Source organism: Microbulbifer sp. ABH2_005 (assembly GCF_056160005.1).
In genome coordinates this window covers 2387000-2411117 of record NZ_JBSWWI010000001.1, presented here as the reverse complement: position 1 = coordinate 2411117, position 24118 = coordinate 2387000, and the positions used below count along the sequence as shown (strand labels likewise).

15 protein-coding genes are annotated in these 24118 nt (G+C 52.3%); 5 read left to right on the top strand and 10 right to left on the bottom strand.

Annotation, left to right across the window (positions count from 1 at the left end; all coding sequences use genetic code 11):
* Nucleotide 1 precedes the first annotated feature (1 nt).
* The gene (locus ACXAFI_RS10440; protein WP_475108744.1) at nucleotides 2–1225 is read right to left on the bottom strand and encodes a glycosyltransferase; all 1224 of its coding nucleotides are present in this window, start codon (nucleotides 1223–1225) and stop codon (nucleotides 2–4) included.
* 120 nt (nucleotides 1226–1345) lie between these two features.
* On the opposite strand from ACXAFI_RS10440, the gene ACXAFI_RS10435 reads away from it, so the two are divergent.
* Both ACXAFI_RS10435 and ACXAFI_RS10430 read left to right on the top strand, forming a co-directional pair.
* Nucleotides 1346–2464: a glycosyltransferase gene (locus ACXAFI_RS10435; protein ID WP_475108743.1), complete on the top strand. Its 1119-nt coding sequence runs from the start codon at nucleotides 1346–1348 to the stop codon at nucleotides 2462–2464.
* Complete coding sequence (locus tag ACXAFI_RS10430; protein ID WP_475108742.1) at nucleotides 2464–3558, top strand: glycosyltransferase family 4 protein; 1095 nt, start codon at nucleotides 2464–2466, stop codon at nucleotides 3556–3558. The genes ACXAFI_RS10435 and ACXAFI_RS10430 overlap by 1 nt, the downstream gene beginning before the upstream one ends.
* Nucleotides 3559–3796: 238 nt before the next feature.
* Here the strand turns inward: ACXAFI_RS10430 and ACXAFI_RS10425 are convergent, their stop codons facing one another.
* The 6 genes from ACXAFI_RS10425 to ACXAFI_RS10400 form a co-directional block, all read right to left on the bottom strand.
* Nucleotides 3797–5500 (bottom strand): BatD family protein, encoded by a 1704-nt coding sequence (locus ACXAFI_RS10425; RefSeq protein ID WP_475108741.1) that lies wholly within the window; start codon nucleotides 5498–5500, stop codon nucleotides 3797–3799.
* Between the two features lie 64 nt (nucleotides 5501–5564).
* Nucleotides 5565–7442: a VWA domain-containing protein gene (locus tag ACXAFI_RS10420; protein ID WP_475108740.1), complete on the bottom strand. Its 1878-nt coding sequence runs from the start codon at nucleotides 7440–7442 to the stop codon at nucleotides 5565–5567.
* On the bottom strand, nucleotides 7439–8479 hold the full coding sequence (locus ACXAFI_RS10415) for a vWA domain-containing protein (RefSeq protein WP_475108739.1): 1041 nt from the start codon (nucleotides 8477–8479) through the stop codon (nucleotides 7439–7441). The genes ACXAFI_RS10420 and ACXAFI_RS10415 overlap by 4 nt, the downstream gene beginning before the upstream one ends.
* Entirely contained in the window at nucleotides 8472–9023 is a 552-nt protein-coding gene (locus ACXAFI_RS10410; protein ID WP_475108738.1) for a DUF4381 domain-containing protein, read from the bottom strand. Before ACXAFI_RS10410 ends, ACXAFI_RS10415 begins: the two co-directional genes overlap by 8 nt.
* Nucleotides 9024–9123: 100 nt before the next feature.
* On the bottom strand, nucleotides 9124–10095 hold the full coding sequence (locus tag ACXAFI_RS10405) for a DUF58 domain-containing protein (RefSeq protein ID WP_475108737.1): 972 nt from the start codon (nucleotides 10093–10095) through the stop codon (nucleotides 9124–9126).
* Nucleotides 10095–11066, bottom strand: coding sequence for an AAA family ATPase (locus ACXAFI_RS10400; protein ID WP_152453226.1), 972 nt, complete (start codon nucleotides 11064–11066; stop codon nucleotides 10095–10097). The genes ACXAFI_RS10405 and ACXAFI_RS10400 overlap by 1 nt, the downstream gene beginning before the upstream one ends.
* Nucleotides 11067–11381: 315 nt before the next feature.
* On the opposite strand from ACXAFI_RS10400, the gene ACXAFI_RS10395 reads away from it, so the two are divergent.
* The gene (locus ACXAFI_RS10395) at nucleotides 11382–16298 is read left to right on the top strand and encodes an NAD-glutamate dehydrogenase (protein WP_475109813.1); all 4917 of its coding nucleotides are present in this window, start codon (nucleotides 11382–11384) and stop codon (nucleotides 16296–16298) included.
* A 124-nt stretch (nucleotides 16299–16422) separates the two neighbouring features.
* Entirely contained in the window at nucleotides 16423–17460 is a 1038-nt protein-coding gene (locus ACXAFI_RS10390) for a quinone-dependent dihydroorotate dehydrogenase (protein WP_475108736.1), read from the top strand.
* Nucleotides 17461–17592: 132 nt separating this feature from the next.
* On the opposite strand, the gene rmf is transcribed toward ACXAFI_RS10390, so the two are convergent.
* Nucleotides 17593–17844, bottom strand: a complete 252-nt coding sequence (rmf, locus tag ACXAFI_RS10385) for a ribosome modulation factor (protein ID WP_152453232.1) — start codon at nucleotides 17842–17844, stop codon at nucleotides 17593–17595.
* A 421-nt stretch (nucleotides 17845–18265) separates the two neighbouring features.
* Between rmf and rlmKL the strand changes: the two genes are divergently transcribed.
* Complete coding sequence (gene rlmKL / locus ACXAFI_RS10380) at nucleotides 18266–20464, top strand: bifunctional 23S rRNA (guanine(2069)-N(7))-methyltransferase RlmK/23S rRNA (guanine(2445)-N(2))-methyltransferase RlmL (protein WP_475108735.1); 2199 nt, start codon at nucleotides 18266–18268, stop codon at nucleotides 20462–20464.
* Nucleotides 20465–20670: 206 nt separating this feature from the next.
* Here rlmKL and ACXAFI_RS10375 read toward each other — a convergent pair whose 3' ends face one another.
* Together ACXAFI_RS10375 and ACXAFI_RS10370 are read right to left on the bottom strand one after the other, a co-directional pair.
* Nucleotides 20671–23040 (bottom strand): bifunctional serine/threonine-protein kinase/formylglycine-generating enzyme family protein, encoded by a 2370-nt coding sequence (locus ACXAFI_RS10375; protein WP_475108734.1) that lies wholly within the window; start codon nucleotides 23038–23040, stop codon nucleotides 20671–20673.
* Nucleotides 23041–23057: 17 nt separating this feature from the next.
* Nucleotides 23058–23990, bottom strand: a complete 933-nt coding sequence (locus ACXAFI_RS10370) for a PP2C family protein-serine/threonine phosphatase (RefSeq protein WP_475108733.1) — start codon at nucleotides 23988–23990, stop codon at nucleotides 23058–23060.
* Nucleotides 23991–24118: the final 128 nt, after the last annotated feature.

The window sequence follows — 24118 nt, the reverse complement described above, 5'->3', positions numbered from 1 at the left end:
GTTAAAACACTTTTTGGTATTCGGATAAAATTTTGTCTGAAACTGCTTTGGAGGATAACCCCAAGGTGGGGCAACCTATTTTCGATATGTCTTTTCTTGCTATATATAGCAACTCTTTCAATTTGTTCGCATCATTAACAGGGAAAACGGAGGTTGGGGAAAGTAGCTCGGCACAACCTGGAGTATTAGAGGCTAGAACAGGCTTTTTCCTTGCGGCAGCTTCAAGCAGCACTTGGGGTTGATTTTCTGGTGAGTTGCTGGGTATTACTAGCAAGTCTAAAGAGTCTAGAAATTCTTTGCTCTGTGATTCGCTAAGCTCACCGGTATATTCAGTAATTTTATAGGAGCTTAGGCACTGTTTGGCATATCTGTGATCGGATATTCTTCCTGCGACTTTGAGTTTGACTTTTGAATCACCAAGGTCATTTAATGCATGGGTAAGGGTATGAAGGCCTTTGTGTGGTGCAATAGCGCCAAGAAACCCAACTACGAAGGGGGTAGTGTTCGTCTGTCGGTGAGGTACTGTTTCAAACCAAGTATCTGAAAGGCCTGCAGGAATATAGTGGCAATTACTGAGTGAGTAGTACTCTTTTATCCGTCTCAGGCTTGTTTTTGAGAGGCAAATTACCTTTCTTGCTTTATTTAGAGCTGAGGCCAGGATTTGCTTACGGTTCTTGCTTTCTGGCGCTGTTGCAAATTTGGTGTTTTTTAAGTGTAAAATTTTAGCAATATAATCTCTAGTAACTGGAAACTGAGAGACGGTTTTTACTAACTTGTTAGGGTGTGTTTCTGCAATGCAGCGGAAGCAGGTTTCATAGTCAGCAAATCCTGAGCAAAAATCGCCGGATCTAAGAGTCAGTGTATGCTTGGGGCAGAGCCACCAGAAGTCAGTGATTGAGATGAAGTAAGGAATGTTTAGGTTCTGGGCTGCTTCCAGTATATTAATGCCTATATGGGCTGGATTAACCATATGGACGACATCGGGTTTCAGCTCAGAAAGTAAAGCCTGATGATTTTCAATCGAATCACCCTCGGTGGTTCCCCAGCCAAAAGTTGGGAGCTTAATTAGGCGAATTCGGTCTTCGTCAATAAGTGTGGGATCGGTTAGTATCCCTTCAGGATCACCGCCCGCAACTATGACATCACAACCGCGCTTACTTAGATCTTGAGCGAGATTGCGAATGTATTTTTCGGTTCCCTGGTTATACCCGGGCCCGAATTGCATGGTACAGAATAATATTCTCACATTGACACCGGGGTTACTGGGGCGGTTATTATACCTTAATGTGTTATAAAACAATAGGTTATCGGCAGGCCCGTACCCCTTCTGTTAAGTGAGTCTCCTTTGAATCCTGAGCTTGAAGTTCTCCACTGTTATCGAACCTTTTATCCTGAGTCACAAGGAGGAGTTGAGCAGGTAATTTTAGAAATCGCACAAAAAACAGAAAAGTGTGGTGTTCTCACTCTGGCTGATTCCCCCCGCAGTCTGAAGTTGAATGATCATTTGCCCGTAATTGCCAAGAAGCGTTGGTTCTCGATCGCTTCATGTTGCATAGGTCCAGGTTTATTGGGGGCTTTGTATCAAACTAAAGCAAAGCTATTGCATTTTCATTTTCCGTGGCCATTCGGTGACTTGTCATATTTTCTGGCCGGTCGGTCACGCCCATTGATCGTGACTTATCATTCAGATATCGTTAGGCAGAGGTTGTTAGGTGCCCTCTATCGACCTCTCATGCATAGGTTCCTGGCCCGTGCGGATCGCATTATAGCGACTTCACATAACTATCTGAAAAGTAGCCCGATTCTTGCCGCTTACAGGGATAAAGTGAAAGTGATTCCCCTTGGTGTGTCCGAGCAGGGATACCCTGAACCCTCGGATAAGACAATGGAAAGCCTCGAGATGCGATTTGGCCGGGGCTTTATGCTGTTTGTGGGTGTCCTCAGGTATTATAAAGGGCTCGAGTACTTGGTTCGAGCCGCTGCAAATCAACCTTATCGTGTTGTTATAGCTGGCAATGGGCCTGAGGCTAGTCGCTTGAAATCTTTGGCTGACCATCTGGGGGCAACCAACGTACATTTTGCGGGTTTTGTCAGCGATGAAGAAAAGGCCGCGTTGATGAGATTGTGTAGAGCAGTAGTTTTTCCCTCTCATTTACGTTCGGAGGCTTTCGGCGTTACCCTGATTGAGGGGTTGATGAATAGTAAACCCCTCATTTCCTGCGAAATTGGCACCGGAACTAGTTTTGTCAACCAAGATGGAGAAACGGGCTATGTTGTGCGCCCAGCCGACCCTATTGAACTTCGAGAGGCAATGGAAAATTTATGGTCCGATTCTGTGAAAGCAGAGGAAATGGGGCGCGCTGGTCGTTGTCGTTACGAGAGGTTATTTACTGCTGACAAAATGGCTGAAGCTCATCATCAGCTCTACCGAGAGGTTCTCATGGAGAGGGGGCTGGTAGATTAATGGCCAAAATAGCAGTGGATGCTCGACCACTTTCGATTCCCACTACAGGCATCGGTCGTTATACCCGTGCAGTTTTGGAGCGAATGCTGAGTAGCGGGCATCATTGGTACCTTTACAGCCACCAACCTCTGCTGATTGATTTTGAGTCGCTTCCTAATGTGACTGTGCGATCGGCAAATATTCAAAAGGGAAGTCTCAGTACTTTCTTTGCGCAGATGGTTTTTCCCCTGTGGGCCTGGAAAGATGATGTAGATTTATTTTGGTCTCCCCGCCACCATCTACCCCTTTGCCTTGGGCGATCGATATCGAAGGTGTTAACAATACACGATTTGGTATGGCAGCGTTTCCCTAAGACTATGTCGCGTTTGGGTCTACAGCTTGAAAGACTGCTGATGCCTCAGGGCGTTAAGTCGGCTGACTCAATTATTGCTGTTTCAGAGGCAACGGCAAATGAATTGAGGCAGTCATTTCCCAGCTGCGCTGAAAAGCTTGTGACTATTTATGAGGCCCCTTTTTTAGATGTTTCTGAAGTGCCTAGCCCTCCAGGCAAGTATTTTCTTTTTGTGGGTACAATTGAACCTCGCAAGAATCTCAAACGCTTGCTCGAAGCATACTCCTTATATCGAGAAAGAGTTACTAATCCACTCCCTCTGAAAATTTGTGGTGGTAAGGGCTGGGGTATGCCGGAATTGAAGGGAAAAGTCCAGGAGTTAAATCTAGAGGGGAGTGCTGAGATTCTAGGTTATATAACTGATGACCAATTGCCTAAGCTCTACCGGGAGGCGAGAGCATTACTGATTCCTTCGCTATACGAGGGGTTTGGTCTGCCAATTGTCGAAGCTTATAGCCAGGGAACACCGGTATTGACAGCAAACCGAGGAGCTATGGCTGAAGTTGCCGGAGATGCGGCAGTTACGGTCAACCCTGATTCGACAGCAGAAATTGCCCATGCACTTGCAGTGTTGACCCAAGACCTTGAAAAAGTATCAGAATTGCAATTCTATGCTCTGAGAAGGGCTGGGGAATTCTCTTGGAATAAAGCGGCAGCCGAGACTCTTTCAGTGATTGAGTCAGCTTTAAATCGGGCCGGATAACGGCGGTGGGCTGAGGCTATTAATTGAGATTGTCTTAACGCAACAATCACTAAATTGGCCATATATGCATATAGGAAAGCAGAGTGGACTTTTGGGGTCTGCTTTTCTATGGGGGGTTTGGCCATGCCAGTTTGTTAGGGGGTAAAAGTTTGGTAGCTTAGGCCTGACCGAATAGGGTAGCTGCAAAAAAATGAGTAACTGCCTCGTCAAGCCTGAGCTGGTGCACATCAAGTAAGTATCAGGTAAATAGCTTCGGTAATTCCCCCACCTCCGAAGCTTCTTCCATGCCTCTGTCTCGGCTCATCAACTTATCCATCAGAACCTTCACCTTCACAATATTTAGCGGCTTTACAGGTTCTTGATAGATGGCTGCACTGAGCAGCGACTGAATTTCTTTCAGCTCCTCAAAACCCAGTTGGTGTGAAATCTCAGTTAAGTTATTTCCGCTTACATGGGGCCAGCGTTGCTGTAGCCAGTCGAGTAAGGCTTGTTGAATGTGTCTGGGGTCTTCACTATCAATCGCTTTCTTTAATCTCGCCTCTTGGTGCATCTTCTTTGCTGACGTTGCCTGGGCTGCAGGTTGCTTTGGGCGCTGTTGGCGATACCGGTAGAAATAGAAAACCCACAGTAGATGGGAGGCAAGGGCGGCGATAGCCAGGTTGCGCCAGAAATGATCCTGTTCCTCCAGGGTTTTAGTGCCGGGAACAAGGGTGGGGAGGTTTCCGGGTTCTTGCGCTTGAGGGGCGGCTGCAGCAGTACCGCTGACCTTAAAGCGGAAAGCGGGAAGTTGGGTGGCGCGCTGTTTTTGGCTCTTGGTATCCCACCAAGTGAGTGTGACTGCGGGCAGCTGGTAATCACCAGGCTGGGTGGCGACGATTGCGGTGGTTTCTATGCGGCTACCAGTAACGCCATTAGGGCCTACCTGATCTTCCTGTTGTGGTTGGTCGGGGTAGGTTTTAAGGCCTTCAATGTCTAACTTGGGGAGAGGTGGTAGTTGGGCTGCGCGCAGGCCTTCAGCCCGTATGGTAAGAATCCGGGTAATAGGCTCGCCCACGGTAAAGGTATCCGGGTCTTGGCTCCAGCTTTGCACGATTCCCAGGCTTGCTGCAGGCAGCCAGTGGGCACCGCTGTAGCTGTCAGGCTTGGGAAGAACCTCGATGGTTTTTGCCTGGGAGCGCAGGCGCAGCCTTTGGCTGTTGCGATTGAACAGCGAGAAGGGGTCTCTTCGCCCGGCAACGGCGACATAAGTCAATGCGGGAATAGAGAGCTGGCCAGAGCTATCGGGAAAGATGGCATAAGTCAGTTCGTATACGGCATGACTGACGCCATCGAGTTTGCGCTCATAGCGTTGCTCATCAACCTTTTCTACATGGGCACCGGCCACTTGTAATGGCTCAGTGGCGATATCGTGCAGCCCGATAGTTGTGTACAACCGCACTTTAACTAGTAGCTGCTCTTGTACGTAGACCTTGTCTTTGTCTAATTCGATCTCCAGAAAAGCCTTGCGATCAGCGCCATTGGGGGTACTGCCGGCCTCACTGACCTTTATGGGGATTGCATCTGAAACTTGCCCTTTATAGTGCAATGAAGGAATAAATAACTCTCCTTCCCGCTTTGGGGCCAGCGTGAGCATCCATTCGACAAAGCTCTCCGCGCGACCATTGATGACCCGGTACTGGTTGGACTGTTGACGAGAGAGAATGTCAAAATCCTGCTCCAGTAATTCGAAGTCGGGCTGGCCGCCATTCTCATCACCGGAGTAGCGCACGCGCAAATTCAGGGTTTCATCGATACCAATTTTATTGCGATCCACACTGGCATTGAGATCACTGGCCCAGCCACTGGCGGGCAGGCAAAAGAGAGCCAGTAAAAATAGCAGGCAGTGAAGTCCTGAAAAATCTAGTGGACGAGATAATTTATGGTCCTTAAAAAAGCTATCCATAAGCCTTCCTGAAGTTTGGTCACATCTAAAAACAGAGATCATGTTTTGCATTGTGGGTATCTATCTACCACCTTTGGGTAGCGCCGTTTTCAGGGGGTTCCCACTCGCCACTGCGATAGGCACGCCGCCTCTGCAAGCTTTCGTATTTGAATTTTTCCCGCATTAAGCCGGCTGGATCGTCGGGAATTTGACGTAGCCATTGGTCCAGGGCCTGCTGGGTTTCTGGGTCCAATTGGCGCTCCTCGGCTCCGGCTGGTTGGGGCTCTCCTTGCTGTTCTTTTTGCTCTTTTTCGCCCTGTTGGGCTTGTTGAGACCGCCGCTCCTGTTCATTTTGTTGCTGCTCAGCTTCTTCAGGCTGCTGTTCGGCTGATTGATCCTGTTCCTGGCCAGATTGTTGCTCGGAGGGCTGGGGTTCGCCGGAGGAGGGTTGTTGCTTGTTCTCCTGCTGTTGATCCTGTTGATTTTGCTGTTGGTTGCCGGCCTGCTGATCCTGTTGCTGATCTTGCTTGTCTTGTTGTTCTTGTTGATCACCGGATTGCTGTTGATTTTGTTGTTGCTGGCGCTCTTGAAGGTCCTTGAGTTTCTCGGCAATTTCCCGGTTGTGTTGCGCATCGGCGAATTGGGGTGCTTGAGCCAGAGCCTGGTCATAGGCTTCAATGGCGCGCTCATAGTCGCCTTGCTGCACTAGGCTGTTACCCAGGTTGTATAGGCCCTGGGCATCATTTGACTGGGCAAAGTCCTGCTGGGCAGCAGCATAATCACCGGCGCGATAATTTGCCGTGCCGCGCCATTCTGGATTGCGAAAAGTCTCTGCGGCTTCGGCGGACTCCCCTTTATTGAGTAATTCCTGACCCTGCTGATCTTTGCGTTGCCAAAGATCCTTCCATTCTAAAGCCAGGCTTTCACTCGGCAGTCCCAAGGTTAGGGCGAGGGGCAGGGTGCAGGCGAGAGCGCCACGACGAAACAGCAAGGCTGCAAACGGTAAGAGAAGAAGGATCAATAGGGGGCCTTCGTCGCGCCATTGGTCAAATTCTCGCTCGGTCAGCTCGGCTTGGTCGAGGGTTTCGTTTTGTGGAAGCAGGTGCTCTATGTCGGCGTCGTTGACGGTAATCTTGGCGTAACGGCCGCCGCTGTCTCTAGCCAGTTTGCGCAGTTCCCGTGGGTCAAAATTGGAAATCACAATTGCGCCATTGCTATCTGTGACGAAGCCGCCACTATTGCCGCGGGGGATTGGGCTCCCCTCGCCACTGCCGACTGCGAGAATGTTGAGCTCAACTCCAGCCTCCGCCAGGGATTTGGCGACGATATCTGCGGCCGCAGGCTCAATGCCGTCAGTGACTGCGAGCAGTTGCCCGCGCCCAGCAGAGCCATCCTTGAGCAGGCGAATACCGGTCTGTACAGCCATTTCAATGTTGCTGCCGGGTACCGGCATAATCGCAGGCGATAATGCCGGAACCAAGTTGGCGATGGTGGCGGTATCTTCTGTTAGTGGTGTGACCACATGGGCTTCGCCGGCATAGGCGACCAGGGCGGTCAGTCCGTCTTTGCGCTCACGAAGAATATCCAGAATTTTTAACCTGGCGCGGGTGAGGCGATTGGGAGAGAGATCTGTCGCCATCATGGAGGGAGACAGGTCCATTAAAATCACCAAGGCGTCCTGGTTGCTGTAGACCGGAGTGGGCAGCTTTCTCCAAGAGGGCCCCGCCATAGCGATAATCATGGTGGCGAGTAATGCAAAGATTAGCCCGAATAACCAGGGGCGCTTGGCGCTGCCGCGCATTAACAAATGCGGTAACAAATCCGCATCAATCACCTTTTGCAGTTGGGCATTGTTCAGAACGATCTTGCCGAGGCCCCAGCAAATGAGTGCTGCGGGGATTAATAGCCATAGCCAGTAGGGGCGGAGAAAGTGAAACGATTGGAGTAGCTCAGGTGTGCTCACTGTGCCTGGCCTCCGTTGGTAGTAGCTTGTTTATTGCCGTTGCCGGAATATCTGAAATTAGTGGTGAGAGGGGCCACTGCCCAGATGGCAGACAGAAGTAGGGCTGCTCCAAGTGGCCATATGAATAGGGACTTCAGTGGGCGGTAGCTTTCTGCTTCCTGTTCCACAGGTTCCAGCTCATCCAATTCCGAATATATCTCTGCTAGCTCCTGGGGATTATGGGCGCGGAAATAGCGGCCGCCAGTTGTATCGGCAATTGTCTGCAGAGTTTTGCTGTCGAGATCCCTGGAGGGGTTAATTCTTCGGCTGCCATAGCGGCTGCCCAATAAACCCGGTTGAACCATCTCTTCAGCACCCACACCGATGGTGTAAACGGTGATGCCTGCTTGTTGTGCCAGCTCGGCGGCCTTTAGTGGAGACACTTCGCCAGCGGTATTGGCGCCGTCGGTGAGCAGGATTAGCACGCGCTGCTCGGCTGGGCGCTGGGTTAGGCGCTTAACAGATAGGCCGATAGCATCCCCTATAGCGGTACCCTGGCCGGCGAATCCGATTTGGGCTTCCCGCAATAGGGTCCCTACAGTTTCCCGGTCATAGGTCAGTGGCGCCTGAAGATAGGCGCGGGTGCCGAAGAGCACCAGGCCCAGGCGATCGCCCTGGCGCCGCTCTACAAAGTCCCCCACCACCTGTTTGACTGCATTAATACGCATCGCTGGGCGCCCGCCCAGAAGCATGTCGGGAGTTTCCATGCTGCCAGATATATCTACCGCAACCAATAGATCCCTTGCGCTACTGGCTTGGGAAATCGGTTCTCCATACCAGCGAGGCCTCGCGGCGGCACAGATCAGCAGTAACCAAATCAGGGCGAGCAACATTAAATTGAGGTAGTTGCTTTGCTCTCCACCGCCGCGCTGAGAGAGTTCAGAATAGAAGGGTACTTTTAAGGCACTGCTTAATGGCTTTGAGCGGGGCAGTAGCCACCGCGCGAGCAGCGGTAAAGGGACTAGTAGGAAAACCCATGGCCAGGCAAACTCAAACACCGGCATGCTCCTTACTCACTTGTGGCTCGGAGTCTTGCGCCGTTAATTGGTGCTGCAGAACCCACTGAATAGCGTATTGGCGAAAAGCCTCGCTGCTCTCCGGTTTAGAAAAGCCGCGATAAAGTTGTTCGAGCAAGGCCTCCCGTGCCTCGTCAGGACATTTTAGAGAGGCGCTGTTCTCTAAAAAGCTCAACCATGCGCTACCGGTGAGATTGCCACAGTGCGCTCTGCTAAAAGTGGTTACAGCAACGCGTTTCAGAATTTCGTTGATCTCTCCAGTCGCTTCAGGCCGGCTTACATCCACCGCATTTAATAAAGCAACGGCTTCAATTTTGTAGCGGTTGCGCTCGGCCTGCTTGCGCCGATGTCTAATCCACAGGGTAATTCCAAGCAAAGAGAGAAGTATCAATAAAGCGAGTAGCCACCAGCCAGGCGCGGGTGGCCACCAGCTTACAGGAGCCGGTTCCTGAATGTCGTGTAGTTGGGCCAGTAATTCTTGGGCCTCGGGTGAGGGGGGTTGCAGTTGCTGCTGTTTTCTCAGCATGGTTGCCCCTCCACTGAAGTTATTGGGTTGGTGGTGCCAATCGCTCCAGTTAAATAAAACCTACCAGGTGAAAATTCAGTGTGTTCCCTATCAATCACGGCTACTGCCTTTTATTTTTATGCCAACCGTTTTGCTGGCGTGAACCGTAAAAAGACATTAATTCCCCGACAAGGGGTTTTGTATTGTCAAAATCCAACAGCGGAAGTCGATGTCGCCGGCATAATTGTTCAACATCGGCGCGGGCCTGGGCCTGCTTTTCTGCAAAATGCTCACGCAGGGGGCGGTTGCCTGCGTTTAAAAATGTGCGTTGTCGGCCATCCGAAATTGTCAGGGACTGATCGGGCAAATGTTGTTCCAGTGGATCAGTTATGCGCAGTACCTGTAAATCCGCGTGCCTCGACAGCAAATACAAAGACTGGGAGCATTGCTGATTCAGGTCATGACAATCACTTATAAGAAAAAGTGCACTGCCGGGGCGGGCGATACGGCGGGCCTCCTCCAGCAGAGTCTGCATGGATTGGCTGCCATTCTCAGCGATTGGGCTCTGTAATTTAGATGCCCTGTCCACTGCGCTGTGAATCATCGCTAATACGGCGTGATGGCTGCGCTTAGGGCGCACAGTGTCTATGTCTTTATCAGAAAAGAGCAGGGCACCGATGCGGTCGCTGTGTTGCAGCCCAGCCCAGCCCAGTGCGGCGGCGATGCCGCTCGCTGCGACAGACTTGAAAGCGCGGTGGCTACCGAAAAACATCGGTGAGCGCAAATCGAGCAGGATAACAATGGGCCTCTCCCGCTCCTCCTGATACAACTTGGTATGGGTTGTGCCAGTGCGCGCAGTTACACGCCAGTCGATTGAGCGTACGTCATCGCCGGCTTGGTAATCCCGTACTTCTTCGAAATTCATCCCACGCCCACGGTAGCGGGTAAGGAGGTTCCCAGCCTGGTCGCTGCGCACCAGGCGAGGTTTAAAGAGCTGTAACTGGCGCGCAACATAGCGCATTTGCACCAGTGAGTTGACTTCCGGATAGGCGCCGCGCAGGTCCAGTTCTGATGGCGGGGTTGCGGTGTGCATCAGATAGCTGGCACCTGTTGAAGCAGGCGTTGAATAACCTGGTCTGTAGTAATGCCAGCGGCTTCGGCTTCAAAACTGAGTAGCAGGCGATGGCGTAAAATATCTGGGGCAACATCCATGACATCATCTGGGGTCACAAAATCGCGCCCTGCTAGCCAAGCGCGTGCGCGGGCACAGCGGTCGAGTGCAATTGTTGCCCTTGGACTTGCACCAAAATCTAGCCATGATGCCAGCTCGCTGTCATACTTCGCCGGCTCGCGCGTAGCAATGACAAGTTGGACAGTATAGGTTTCCACGGCCTCGACCATCTGCATTTCCAGAATCTGGTTGCGGGCCTGAAAAATGGTTTCCTGGCTGATAATTTCGGTAGGGCGATTTTCGCCAAGGGTGGCCTCGGATCTGGCCAGGCGCAGGATTTTTGCTTCCGCCTCGGCATCGGGATAGGCAAGATTCACCTGCATGAGGAACCTATCCAACTGAGCCTCAGGCAGAGGATAAGTCCCCTCTTGCTCAATGGGGTTTTGGGTGGCCATCACTAAAAATAATTGCGGCAGCGGATAGGTTTTTCGACCCACACTAATTTGCCGCTCGGCCATAGCCTCCAACAGTGCCGATTGCACTTTGGCGGGCGCGCGGTTTATCTCATCCGCCAGGATCAGGTTGTGAAAGACTGGTCCCGGTTGAAAATGGAACTCTCCGGTTTCCGGCCGGTAAATGTCGGTACCGGTAATATCAGCCGGCAGCAAGTCTGGCGTGAATTGAACTCGATGGAAGTCACCCTCAATAGCTTCGCCCAGTGTTTTGATCGCCTTGGTTTTGGCCAGGCCTGGAGCCCCCTCAACGAGCAGGTGTCCATCGGCAAGCAGAGCGATCAGAATACGATTAACCAGCGTCTCCTGGCCGATGATCTGCTCTTCCAGCCAGTCGCCCAATGCGATGATGTGATCTCTGATATTCCGGTTTGCTTCCATAGCGTCTCTTCTTCTGTAAATGTGCCCGCCCAATTAGTCCGGGTGGCTATCTACCATCTTTTATATATAGTCGCCGCCAAAGCGATGGGGCCTGTTGATTTTAGCGGCACCAGTAGAAGAGGCAACCACCGAACACCCGCCCACTTTTTAGGCGACATTCTTGAGGTGGCGTTGGTGCCACTCACAAGGTTAATTGAAAGTTTAATTTTTTGGACTCGCCCCTGCAGCACTTCAGGGATGAGATGACGATCTTTTCGGATCTACAGTCATAGGATTCGATGTGACAAAAATGAGATTGGGAGGTTCCCCGTGAATATGGCGACGGTGATTACCGACAGCCGTGAAGAGTTAGTGGCACAAATTTGTGAGCTGATTCGCGATAAGTTGTCATCTGATGCAGAGCCGGTAGTGGCTTTTGCGCAGCAGTTTCTGCACCAGTATCCACTGGAAGACCTGCAGGGCCGACGTCTGGTAGATATCTACGGTTGTATCTACACCTGGTGGAACTTTATTCAGCAACGTTCTGATGGCCTGCCCAAGGTGCGAATCTTCAATCCGCGCCTGGAAGACGATGGCTGGGAATGCTCGCATACGGTAATAGGGCTACTGGTACGGGATATGCCCTTCCTGGTGGACTCGGTGCGTATGGAGGTTAACCAGAAAAATACGGTTATCCACTCCATTAAGAGTACCGTGCTGCAACTCGAGCGCAGTGCTGGCGGAAAATTAAAACGCCTGCTGCCACCCAGGGATGAAATTCCCAATCTGACTTTTGAGCATATTACGGCTAAAGATCACAAGCCTGCCAAGGGGGCGAAGTTAGTCAGTGAGGCCCTCATTTATATTGAGGTCAACCATGACACTTCGGCGAAGTTTGCCTCAGAGCTCACTGCGGCCCTGAAAGATGTTCTCGGCGATGTGGAATTGGTGGTTGATGATTACGCGCCCATGCTCGAGACCTGTGGCGGTATGGAAGGGCAGCTGAAAGCCGGAGTATCTGAGGACGATACCAATCTCCTTGAGGCCTGTGCGTTTTTACAGTGGATGCGCGATGGCAACTTTACTTTTCTCGGCTACCGGGAGTATGAGTTCAGTCAGGTAGGCGACAAGAAAATTCTCAGTGAGGTGGAAGATCGCCGCCTCGGCATCTTCAAGAAGCTAGAAGAAGCCGCAGCGCCTATGCCCGAAACGGCTTTTAGCGAAGGCAAGCAGCGCTTTTACCAGGGGCCCAACTATCTGACTTTTGCCAAGTCCTCGGTGAAATCCCGCGTACATCGCAGCGCCTACTCAGATTATGTCATGATCAAGCGCTATAACGCCGAGGGCGAGGTGATTGGTGAATCCGCTTTTATGGGGCTCTATACCTCACCAGTTTACACAGAGAGTCCAGCCAAGATCCCTATTATCCGACGCAAGATGGCCTCAATTATTGAGTACAGCGGTCTCTCTGGTTATGGGCATGATGGTAAGGCGCTGCGCCGTATTCTGGATACCTTTCCCCGCGATGAACTGTTTCAGAGCAGCACCCGGGAGCTCTTCGATGTTGTGATGGGGGTACTCAGCCTGAATGAGCGCGCCCATGTTCGCCTGTTTATGCGCAGAGACCTTTTTGGAAAATTTGTTACAGCCACTGTGTATGTTCCAAGGGACCAGTTCAGCAGTAGCGTACGCGAATTGATTTGTGCTCATATCTCCAAGGCGATCAAGGCCAAAGAGTCTGATTTCACCACCTATTTTTCTGAATCCATCCTCGCGCGCGTGCACTTTGTTTTCCGCATCTCGCCTGATGAGCCTGTCGATATAGACGTAGCGCTGCTGGAGGCGCAAATTGTGGATATTACCCGCTCCTGGGAAGATGTTTTTCAAAGATCCTTAGTTGAAAGTAGCGGAGAGGAAGAGGGTAACCGACTTTTCCGGATTTTTGGCCGCGCCTTCCCGGCAGGTTATCGAGAGGATTTCGAGCCGCGCATCGCCGTACAGGATGTGGCGGCGATCCAGGATCTTAACGAAAACAACCGGGTGGCGATGAGCTTTTACCAGCCATCTGGAGCCGCTCAGGGCAGCTTGCGCTTCAAGGTATTTAACTGGGGCAGTGGTCTGACCCTCTCCGATGTAATTCCCGTATTGGAAAACCTCGGTCTGCGGGTAATCGGAGAATTCCCTTATACCATTCGCCCTTCCGGCAGCACCGATGTATGGATGCATGAATTCCACCTGGAATTTGGCTTGCCAACGAAAATCGATGCGCAGGCATCCCGTGGCCTTTTCCAGGATGCGTTTGCTGCAATCTGGAGTCATACCGCTGAGAGCGATGCCTTTAACCGCCTGGTATTGGCTGCGCGCTTGAACTGGCGCGAAGTCTCTATGCTGCGCGCCTATGCGCGCTATCTCAAGCAGACAAAGTCCAGTGCAAGCCAGAGCTATATTGCCGCAACCTTGGCTAGCCAAGTGGAAATCACGCGCAATTTAGTGGCCCTGTTCCGCGCATTGTTTGATCCGCGTTTGAGTAGTGGTAAGCAAGAGCAAACCCGTGTGGAACGGTTGATTGCCAAAATTCACGATGGTCTCGATGCCGTTGAGAACCTCAACGAAGATCTGGTATTGCGCCGCTATCTCGAGTTGATCCTCGCCACCTTGAGAACCAACTTTTTCCAAGTCGGAGCTGACGGCCAGCCCAAGGACTATATCTCCATCAAGTTCAGTCCGCGGGATATTCCCGGTATTCCCGAGCCGCGTCCGGAATTTGAAATCTTTGTCTACTCCCCAAGGGTGGAAGGCGTACACCTGCGTGGTAGCAAGGTAGCCCGCGGTGGCCTGCGCTGGTCGGATCGCCGGGAGGACTTCCGCACAGAAGTCTTGGGTTTGGTAAAAGCCCAGGCGGTAAAAAATGCGGTGATTGTCCCCAGTGGTGCCAAGGGCGGTTTTGTTGTGCGCCGCCCCCCTGCAGATGGCAGCCGCGAAGCCATGCTGGAAGAGGGTATCGCTTGCTACAAAACCTTTATCCGCGGCTTGCTGGATATTACCGATAACCTGAAGAACGGTGAGATTGTCGCGCCCGAGCAGGTAGTGCGTCGGGATGAGGACGATCCCTACCTGGTGGTTGCTGCGGATAAGGGAACGGCGACGTTTTCCGATATCGCTAATGGTATTGCCGCGGATTACGGCTTTTGGCTGGGGGATGCCTTTGCCTCAGGTGGTAGTCAGGGTTACGACCACAAGAAGATGGGCATTACCGCTCGCGGAGCCTGGGTTTCGGTGCAGAGACATTTCCGTGAGATGGGAGTGGATGTTCAGAAAGAGGACTTCTCAGTAATTGGTATCGGCGATATGGGCGGTGATGTGTTTGGCAACGGTATGCTGTTGTCTGAGCATATCCAGCTGAAAGCTGCATTCAACCATATGCATATTTTTATCGATCCGAGTCCCGATGCGGCAAGCAGTTTCGAAGAGCGCAAGCGTTTGTTTGAGCTGCCTCGTTCCAGCTGGAGGGATTACGATCACACACTGATATCCAAGGGTGGCGGTGTCTTTGAACGCAGAGTGAAAGCGATCAGTATCACTCCTGAGATGAAAAAAGCCTTCGACATCAAGGAAGACCGACTGACGCCCAATGAGTTGATCAGTGCCCTGTTGCGTGCGCCGGTGGATTTGATTTGGAATGGTGGTATCGGTACTTATGTTAAGGCCGGGACGGAAACCGATAGTGAAGTGGGCGACAAATCCAACGACCACCTGCGCGTTAACGGCGCGGAGTTGCGCGCTAAAGTTTTTGGTGAGGGTGGCAACCTGGGTATGACTCAGCGTGGGCGAATTGAGTATGCCCTTAACGGTGGCCGCTGTAACACAGACTTTATCGATAACGCAGCGGGTGTGGACTGTTCCGACCATGAGGTGAATATCAAGATTCTCCTCGATAAAGTGGTGGCGAATGGCGATCTCACCGAGAAGCAGCGCAACCAGCTGCTGCACGGTATGACCGATTCGGTGAGCGAGCTGGTGCTGCATAATAACTACGACCAGACCCGTGCATTGAGCGTGGCGGAGTACCAAGTCTCCAAGCGTCTGGATGAGTACCGCCGTACGATTAATACCCTGGAAGAAGATGGCCGATTAAAGAGGGCTCTAGAGTTTATTCCCGATAATGAGCAGATTTCTGATCGGGTACACAAGGGACAGACCCTGACTCGGCCGGAGCTTTCCGTTTTGATTTCCTACGTGAAAGTGAAGTTGAAAGAGGAGCTACAGGAGGCGGAAATTACCGATAACCCTCGTGTGCGCGAAGCGGCCGAATCCGCCTTCCCGGCAGCATTGGTAGAGCGCTACAAAGACCAGGTGTACGAGCATCCTCTGTTGCGCCAGATCGTTTCCACTCAGGTGGCCAACGAAATGGTCAACAGTATGGGGATTACCTTTTACAACCGCATCAGCACGGCAACCGGTGCGGATGTTAACGATGTCGCTGCAGCCTATATTAGTGCCCGCGATGTGTACAAGATGGTGGAGTTCCAGCAACAACTGGCCGAGCTGGATTACAAGGTGCCCGCAGAGCTGCAGACCGAACTGCTCAACTCTATGATCGGCCGGGTTCGCCGCGCAGCTCGCTGGTTCCTGCGCAATCGCCGCAGTGATTTGGAGCCCGCTCAGAATTGTGCCTTGTTCCAATCGCAGGTGCAGAGAGTGATCAAGGCTCTGCCCAAAGTCCTCAGTGGCGACCCATTGGGGGAGTGGGAGCAGCGCTACCAGAAACTGCTAGAGGCTGGTTTGCCGGAAGAGATCGCCCTGCTGTCTGCGTCGCCGACCTATCTCTACTCAGCTCTGGGTATTTCTGAGTCAGCCTATGCCAGTGACCGGCCGGTGGAGGAAGTGGCTAAAGTCTACTTCAGCCTCTCCGATGAGCTGAATTTGCACTGGTTTGGCAACCTGATTGTGGATCTGCCAGTGGATAGTTTCTGGCAGGCCCAGGCTCGCGAGACCAGTATGGATGACCTTGACAGTCAGCTCGCTACCCTGGCCGTCCATATCCTGCGTCTCGCCAGTGCTGAGAATTTGGATGTAGATAGTGCAATGTCTCGCTGGGGCGCTATTATGGCGCCAGCTATTCAGCGTTGGCACAATATGATTGCCGAGCTGAAGGCTGCTGCCGTCGGTGATTTTGCGATGTTTACAGTAGCGTTGCGCGAGTTGATGTACCTCGCCCACGCAACGGCCGATCGCGAGACCTTGGCGGAATAGGCCGGTGCAAGCCCGTGAAATCGCTGGAGGTTCTCCAACTTTCAGAGATCACGGGCGGTAATGAAACTCTACTCCCGTTCGTTTGCTCCGGGCGAACGGGTCCAGTCCCCACGTAAGGAAAGGTATGTATTCAACTCTGCGTAAAGCTCTGTTTGCGCTCGATCCCGAGCGGGCCCACCACCTCTCTCTGGATGCAATAGGTGCCGCTGAGCGCCTCGGTTTGATGTCTTTTTTCAAGCAATCAGTGGCGCATGACCCGGTAGAGCTGATGGGGCTGACCCTACCGAATCCGGTTGGTCTGGCCGCGGGGCTGGATAAGAATGCCCAGGCATTTAATGGCCTGGGTGCACTTGGCTTTGGATTTGTCGAGGTGGGTACTGTGACTCCTCGCCCGCAGCCAGGTAACCCACTTCCTCGACTGTTTCGTGTAGAGGAAGCGGGTGCCATTATCAACCGTATGGGGTTCAATAACCTTGGGGTTGATTACTTGATCGATAGAGTGAAACACCGCCGTTACAAGGGTGTTTTGGGTATCAATGTCGGCAAGAATTTCGATACCCCGGTGGAAAAGGCGGCTGATGATTACCGTCTCTGCATGGAAAAAGTGTATCCCTACGCCGATTACATCACCGCGAATGTTTCATCGCCGAATACCAAGGGGCTGCGGGACCTGCAATTTGGTGAGAGTCTCAACAGGCTGCTGGGTAGCATCAAGGACAAGCAAGCGGAGCTGGCTCAAAAGAGTGATCGCTATGTGCCAGTTGCGGTGAAAATTGCTCCTGATATGGAAGGGGATGCCATAGCGCAGATTGCGGAGGCGCTGTGCGAATACAGCATCGATGGGGTTATCGCCACGAACACCACGATCGATAAATCATCTGTGGCCAATCTACCCCACGGCAGTGAAGAGGGTGGGCTCAGTGGAAAGCCCTTACAACAACGCTCTACGGAGGTGATTGAGCAGCTGTCAAAAGCGTTGGATAAGCAGCTCCCGATTATCGGCGTGGGCGGTATCTTCGATGGCGACAGTGCCGCAGAAAAAATTCGTGCTGGGGCAACGGCTGTTCAGATCTATACCGGTTTTATCTACCGCGGGCCCCAATTAGTGCGTGAGGCAGTGGAAGCCATTGCGATGGAGCGACGCCGTTCAACTGGTGAGTAAGCTGGATATTGACCATCCCGCCTAATGGCTGTGAAGTGTGCTCGCCGATCAGGATGGTTTGCCAATGGCTTGGCGCTTATTGTTTCTGATGAGCTGACGAAAGGTGCAGGCTTGCCTGCACCTTCCCGCTGACTAAATGGTGCTCCAGCCGTCTGGGTATTGGATATCGGTAGAAACGGCGCCATAAATTTCCAGTTTTTGCGCCTTGGTAGTCCTGTCAAAGCCATTCCAGTAGTCTTCCCGCCCTTCACGCCAGCCGTTAACCCATTCCTGGTGTGGGTCATTTTCGACAAAGGGACAGCTATCAATAGACTTATTGTTCAGGGCTGCCAAATACCCTTTATAGAAAGCCCTGTCGGCGTGATTGCGTTTTTGGCGTTTCATCTATACGGCACCTCTGCTTGTAGATTTACGGACTGCGGCGCGGCCCGTTGGATGCTTATTGCGGTTTTGTTGCATCGACAATTAAAGCTTAGCGAATCTTTTCCGCGGGCAGTTGAGCGCCGCCATTCGCTTCCCACACTGCAAGAATATGGTGGAGGGGCCACAATCGGAAAAAGCTGGATGTGGCGCCTTGGGTATTTGCAAAATGCCAGTGAGAAGTGGGGGTGACCCGGTAGACACCATAACGATCCCCATGTGCCATAGGCTCAGCCGTTACAAAGTGGGATAATCGCGCCAGAAAGTCTGGCCTGCCGAGGAAGTTGCTGCCTTTCAGGTATCCCTCTCAGGCCGTTTGAAAATCTAATTCACGCCAACAGGCGTTGTATATACCCACTTATTGTGGGGTTATCGAGAAAAAGTTTTGACCGACTCACATATAGAAGAATTTAAGTTCACCGCGACCTGCCCGAAAGGATTGGAGAATCTACTTGTCGGAGAGCTGGAGTCCCTGGGTGCCAGGGTCCTTCGAGAACAGCCCGCGGCAGTGCATTTTGCCGGTTCTTTGAAGCTGGCCTATCGCTGTTGCCTCTGGAGCCGTCTGGCCAACCGAATCCTACTGCAGCTTGATCAAGTGCGTATTAGCGGAGCTGAAGATCTCTATCGGGCTGTGGCGGCACAACCTTGGGAGCAGCATATTGGCCCCTCGGGGAAACTTTGGTTGCAGTTTTCGGGGACCAATCGAGAGATCCGAAACAGCCAGTTTGGCGCACAAAAGACAAAAGATGCCATCGTTGATCGCTTGCGGGAAAAAACCGGGGCGAGGCCCAGCATCGATAAGCACAATCCAGACTTAACCGTTGCCCTGCGACTGCAGCGGGATAAGCTGGATATTGCCATAGATCTGAGTGGGGAAAGCCTTCACAAGCGGGGTTATAGAACACATATCGGTGCTGCCCCGCTGAAGGAAAACCTGGCGGCGGCCCTATTGATGCGTACCCGCTGGTCGCAGATTGCGGAGGAGGACGGGGCCCTTTTGGATCCCATGTGTGGCTCAGGCACTATTTTGATTGAGGCGGCCATGATGGCTGCAGATATCGCCCCGGGTCTATTCCGCGAAAGCTTTGGTTTCGAGCGCTGGCTCAACCACCAGAGCGATATTTGGAATGAGCTGCGAGAGGAAGCTTTGCAGCGCCGCGCCGCGGGTTTGGAAAAGCCTCTACCAGAAATTCGCGGTTACGATGCTGATGCCAGGGTGCTATTTGCCGCCGAAGGTAATATCGCCAGGGCGGGATTGGAGCGGCAGGTGAGGGTGAGTTGTCGGCCGGTTGCGACATTCAAGGTTCCGAGTCACAGAGAGGTCAATGTTGGCCTGGTATTGACCAACCCACCCTATGGTGAGCGCCTTGGAGAGCAAGAGGCTCTGCGGGAAACTTACGCGGAATTGGGGCGGCAGCTGAAGGCGGAATTCCCCGGTTGGCTGGTGGGAATTTTTACCGGTAATCCTGAGTTGGGTTATTCCACTGGCCTGCGCTCTCACAAGCACTACCAGCTGTATAACGGCACAATTCCAAGCCAATTACTGCTGTTTCAAGTGCGCGAACAAAATGAGCAAAACGAAACTGCGCAAAAGGAGCGTAAGCTTTCCCCGGAAGCCGAAATGGTGGCCAACCGCCTGCGCAAGAATTTACGCACCACGGGTAAGTGGGCCTCCAGGAATGGTATTGATTGTTTTAGGCTCTACGATGCTGACCTGCCGGAATATGCCGCTGCGGTGGACTTATATCGAACCCTGGAAGGGGACCTGTATGCACATCTGCAAGAGTACCGGCCACCGGCCAGTATTGATGAAAACAAGGCGCGAAACCGGTTAAGAGATTTGATGCGGGCTGTGCAATTCGTTCTGGAGTTGCCCAGGGGGAAAATGAGTATCAAGGAGCGTCGTCGCCACAGCCATAAAAGCGGCCAGAAGGGCGCCAGCCAGTATCAAAAGCAGGCTGATGCAGGGTCCAGCTTACAAGTGCAGGAGTACGGCGCTGAGTTGGAAGTGGATTTGTGGAGTTACCTGGATACCGGGCTGTTCCTGGACCACCGCCCGGTGAGAAAGTACCTGCGCGAAATGTCCTCGGGGAAAAAGTTTCTCAACCTATTTTGCTATACCGCGACTGCCACTGTACAAGCGGCTCTGGGTGGCTGTGTGCAGAGTACCAGTGTGGATATGTCCAGAACCTATCAATCCTGGGCCGCGCGAAACTTTCGTGCAAACGGTATGGACCCCTATAAGCATCAATTGATAGAGGCGGATTGCCTGCAGTGGTTGGCATCGGCCCAGCAAAATCGTAAAGGGCATTACGACCTGATCTTCCTCGATCCCCCGAGCTTTTCCAACTCGGCCAAAATGCGAGGTGTGTTGGATATCCAACGCGATCACGCCAATCTGATTAGCCAATGTATGGCGCTATTGGCTCCGCAGGGCACTTTGATTTTTTCCAATAATTTGCGCAGCTTTAAAATGGACGCGGCAGTTACTGAAGCCTTTGCTGTGCAGCCATTGCAGTTACTGGATAAGGATTTTCAGCGCAATCCCAAGATCCACAATGTTTGGGAAATACAGCGAAAGTAAAAGTAACTAGAAGCAGTTGCTAGCCTAGGGAATTATTGGAGCAGTGGAATAATGTGGCACAAGGATGTGTCGTGGCTACTGATCTCTATTGCCCCAGATTGAAATATCTATTGCAGTTTGCCACCACTTGAATGCTTTGACTCTGGTCGTGAAAAGTTGATGGCAGTGGCCTGGCGAGATTCTCAGTTTTTTAACTAGATCAATAATTAATCAAGTTCCATCACAACGCGTATCCCCACATCCTTTGTGCGGCTATTTTCATCGAGACCCTTGCGATATTCCGCTCCGATTCTGTTGGAGGGGTCCCGCATTGAGCCGCCGCGAACACTGCGTAACTGACAGTTTTTGATGTTCACGGGGGAGGGGGTGTTGCGGTTTTTATCGTAACCGGGTTGGTAGCAGTCCTGTACCCACTCAGCGACATTGCCCGCGGTATCGTACAAGCCAAATGGGTTGGCTTGGTAGTTTGCAACCGGCCCGGTTTTAATAGAGAAAAGGCTGTTAAATTGGCTATCGCATCCGCGCCTGCAATTGGCTTTTCCTCTTGCGTCGCTACTTTTCCACCAAAAAGAGTGGTTTGTGCCTGCGCGAGCTGCATATTCCCACTCAGCTTCACTGGGTAGGCGATACTTTCTACCCGTCTCCTTTGAAAGCCACTGAACATAGTCTTGAGCATCCTGCCAAGAGATATTGATGGCCGGCCTTTCTCCACGGCCCCAACCGGCATCGCTGGGTTGCTTGGCATCTGTGGCCAGGGCAAAGCGATCATATTCTTCAAAAGTAATTTCGCGGGTTGAAATGGCAAAAGGTTTGGGAATATTAACTGGATGTGCCGGGCGGCTGCTGCTGTGCTTATCACTGCCCATGGTAAATTCTCCCGAATCCACCACGACCATTTGTGGCCCCCGGCCGCCAGAGGAGAGCGTTGAGCGTATTTTCTTCCCGGCAAAGTAGGCCTTTTGCAGTTTTACTGAAAGCTGGAGATCCTGGTCACCAATGTTAATCCAGCGCCGATAATGGTTATAACCAGGCTTGCTGACTTCCACATCGTATTGCCCTGGCTCCAGTTGAATGCCGGGCTGATAGCGGGGGGCAATATTCATTATGCGTATGCGCGCATCCTCAGGCTCGGGCGCTACTGTAAAGGCAAATGTTGGTGTGGTATTTGCTGCTTCTGGCGGTTTCTCGGAAGTGTCAGCAGAGCTTTGAGTCGTTAAACCGGCTGATACCGGTAATTGAACAGACTGACTCGGTTGAGGCAGTTTGAGTGGACCCCCTTGAGAGATAGTCTGAGGACTGGCCAGTTTTTGTGCATGTTCTGGCAGTTTTTCTGAGACTGCACCTGCCATGCTGGTTTGCTGCTTACCTAGGTTATCGGTGCTGATAATAGAATCGGGGATAAGGATGTTAGCGTCATCTGCTAATGTGATGTTGCCCTGCTGGGGTGCCTTGTTGCCCAATACACTAAAAACACTCCAGCCTAAAAGTAGAGTAATGGCGGTGATAGCACTTAAAGCCCATGGGCGTTTGTGTTTTACCGGCTCACTGACCAATTGCCTTAGGCGTACAAGGGTATCCTGATCTTTGCGCGCAGGCCCAAGTTGCTGGGGGTTGCCCTGTCTAAGTTGCCAGGTCTTGATAAAGCGTTCGCGGAGGCTGCTGAAAAGAGTAAGGAAAAGTGCTCGTGCCAGGCTGGATACACCGATAGAGGTGTTGTTTAACTGGCTGATCTGCTGGCTTGGTTTTCCCGCCAAGGTGGCAACCAGCTGATCGGCCGCATCGGCAACCTCCAGGCCCCGTTGAAATCGTTTTGATGGATCTTTGGCTAGGGCGCGGTCAATAATCGACTGGTACAGCGCGTGTCGGGCAGGCAGCTTTGGTATGGGGTCGGTCAAGTGCTTGATGGCAATAGCCACTGCTTCCTCGGCCTGGTAGGGCACGACACCGGTCAGCATTTCATAAAAAACCACGCCAAGGCTGTAGAGGTCTGCACGACCATCAATGGCGTTACCCCTGGCCTGTTCGGGGCTCATATAGTGGGGTGTCCCTACGACCATACCGCTATTGGTCATTCTCGTGGTATGTGCCACTGCGCGAGCCACACCAAAATCACTCAATACGGCGGAACCGTCTTCCCGAAAAAGTATATTTTCCGGTTTCAAATCCCTGTGTACATACCCCTTGCTGTGGGAGTGATCCAGGGCCATGGCAATTTGTCGCACCACGTTCAGAGCTTCCAGTGGCTCCAGGGGTCCTTTGGCGAGTCTCTCCGCAACCGATCCGCCAGACATGTAGTCCATGGCGATATAGTTCAGGCTGCGGTAGCGCCCAATATCGTGGATGCCGACAATATTGGGGTGTGAGAGTTGCCCGACAATATTGGCTTCTCGCTGGAATCGCTCGCTAAAGATTGGATCGGCATTGAGAACCGGCGACATAACCTTGAGAGCCACTTGACGACCCACGCTGCGCTGAATGGCTAGGTATACCGTGGACATGCCGCCCTGGTTTATTTTTCGGAGAATACGATAGCCGGGGATTTGCAGCGAGGAGTTGCCACTCTTGACGAGTTCCATGATGTGTTATCGCCCTGTTAAAGCAGCTGGGACAGTCCGCCTGCCAGTGCGGCAACAGCCCCGCAAGCGGCAAGCAAAATCAGTAGCGGGCGCCACCTTCTGTTGTTGCGGCTTGTGTCGACATTTTCGTTTTGCGTGATGCTATCGGGAGATTGCTTCGAAATGCTTAGGGGAGAGGCAATGGCTGGAGCTTCGATAATTTGAATGGTGATGTTGTCTTTGCCGCCGGCGTCGAGGGCTGCGTTGATGAGAAGTTCGACTGCTTGGTGAATATTGGTATTTTCTGAAATGATCCGGTTTATTTTCTCACTGGGGACTTCAGAACTGAGGCCATCGCTGCAAAGTAAAATTTTCTGTCCGGCGCTCCAACGATAGGAAACTCGATCAACTTCGAGCTTTGGGTTGGTGCTACCGCCAATACATCGGGTAATAACGTGGCGATTGGGGTGACTTGCGGCTTCTTCGGAGTTGATGGCGCCAGAATCCATCAGCATTTGAACATAGGAGTGGTCACTGGTTAGTTGACTGAACTCTCCGTTTTTATCGCCAGGTGTCCACAGGTAAGCCCGACTATCTCCAACCCAATAGATGTGATAGTAATCCCCTTCCTCGGCAAGCACCACCGCGGTGGATCCCATATTGGCAGTGCTGTGTTCATCGCCGAGCAGTAGGGCGTGGGCTTTTTGCAATGCCCGTTCATAATGGCGGTCGGTCGCTGCGCACTTTTGGATTTCCTCAACAACAGTCTGGCTGGCAATCTCTCCGGCGTGGTGGCCGCCCAAACCATCGGCGACAACCCAAATGCCCTCTGCTTCATCGGCCCAATAGGCATCTTCGTTCTGCTCACGCCGGTAACCGGGATGAGTGGCGCCAGCGCTACGTGTAGCACTTGGGGTGCGTTGAACTGCTTCGCTGTGCCGCGATACTTCGCGTACTTTGGCTTCACTCACTGGCGTGCAACTACCTGTTATGGTTTCTTATCGTAACTGACGGTGATAGCCGCTTCGGCAAAAGCCCGTCTTCTCCCTGTCGTGCTGCAAGTGTACTTTACCCAACGACACCTGCGGCAGCTGAATAG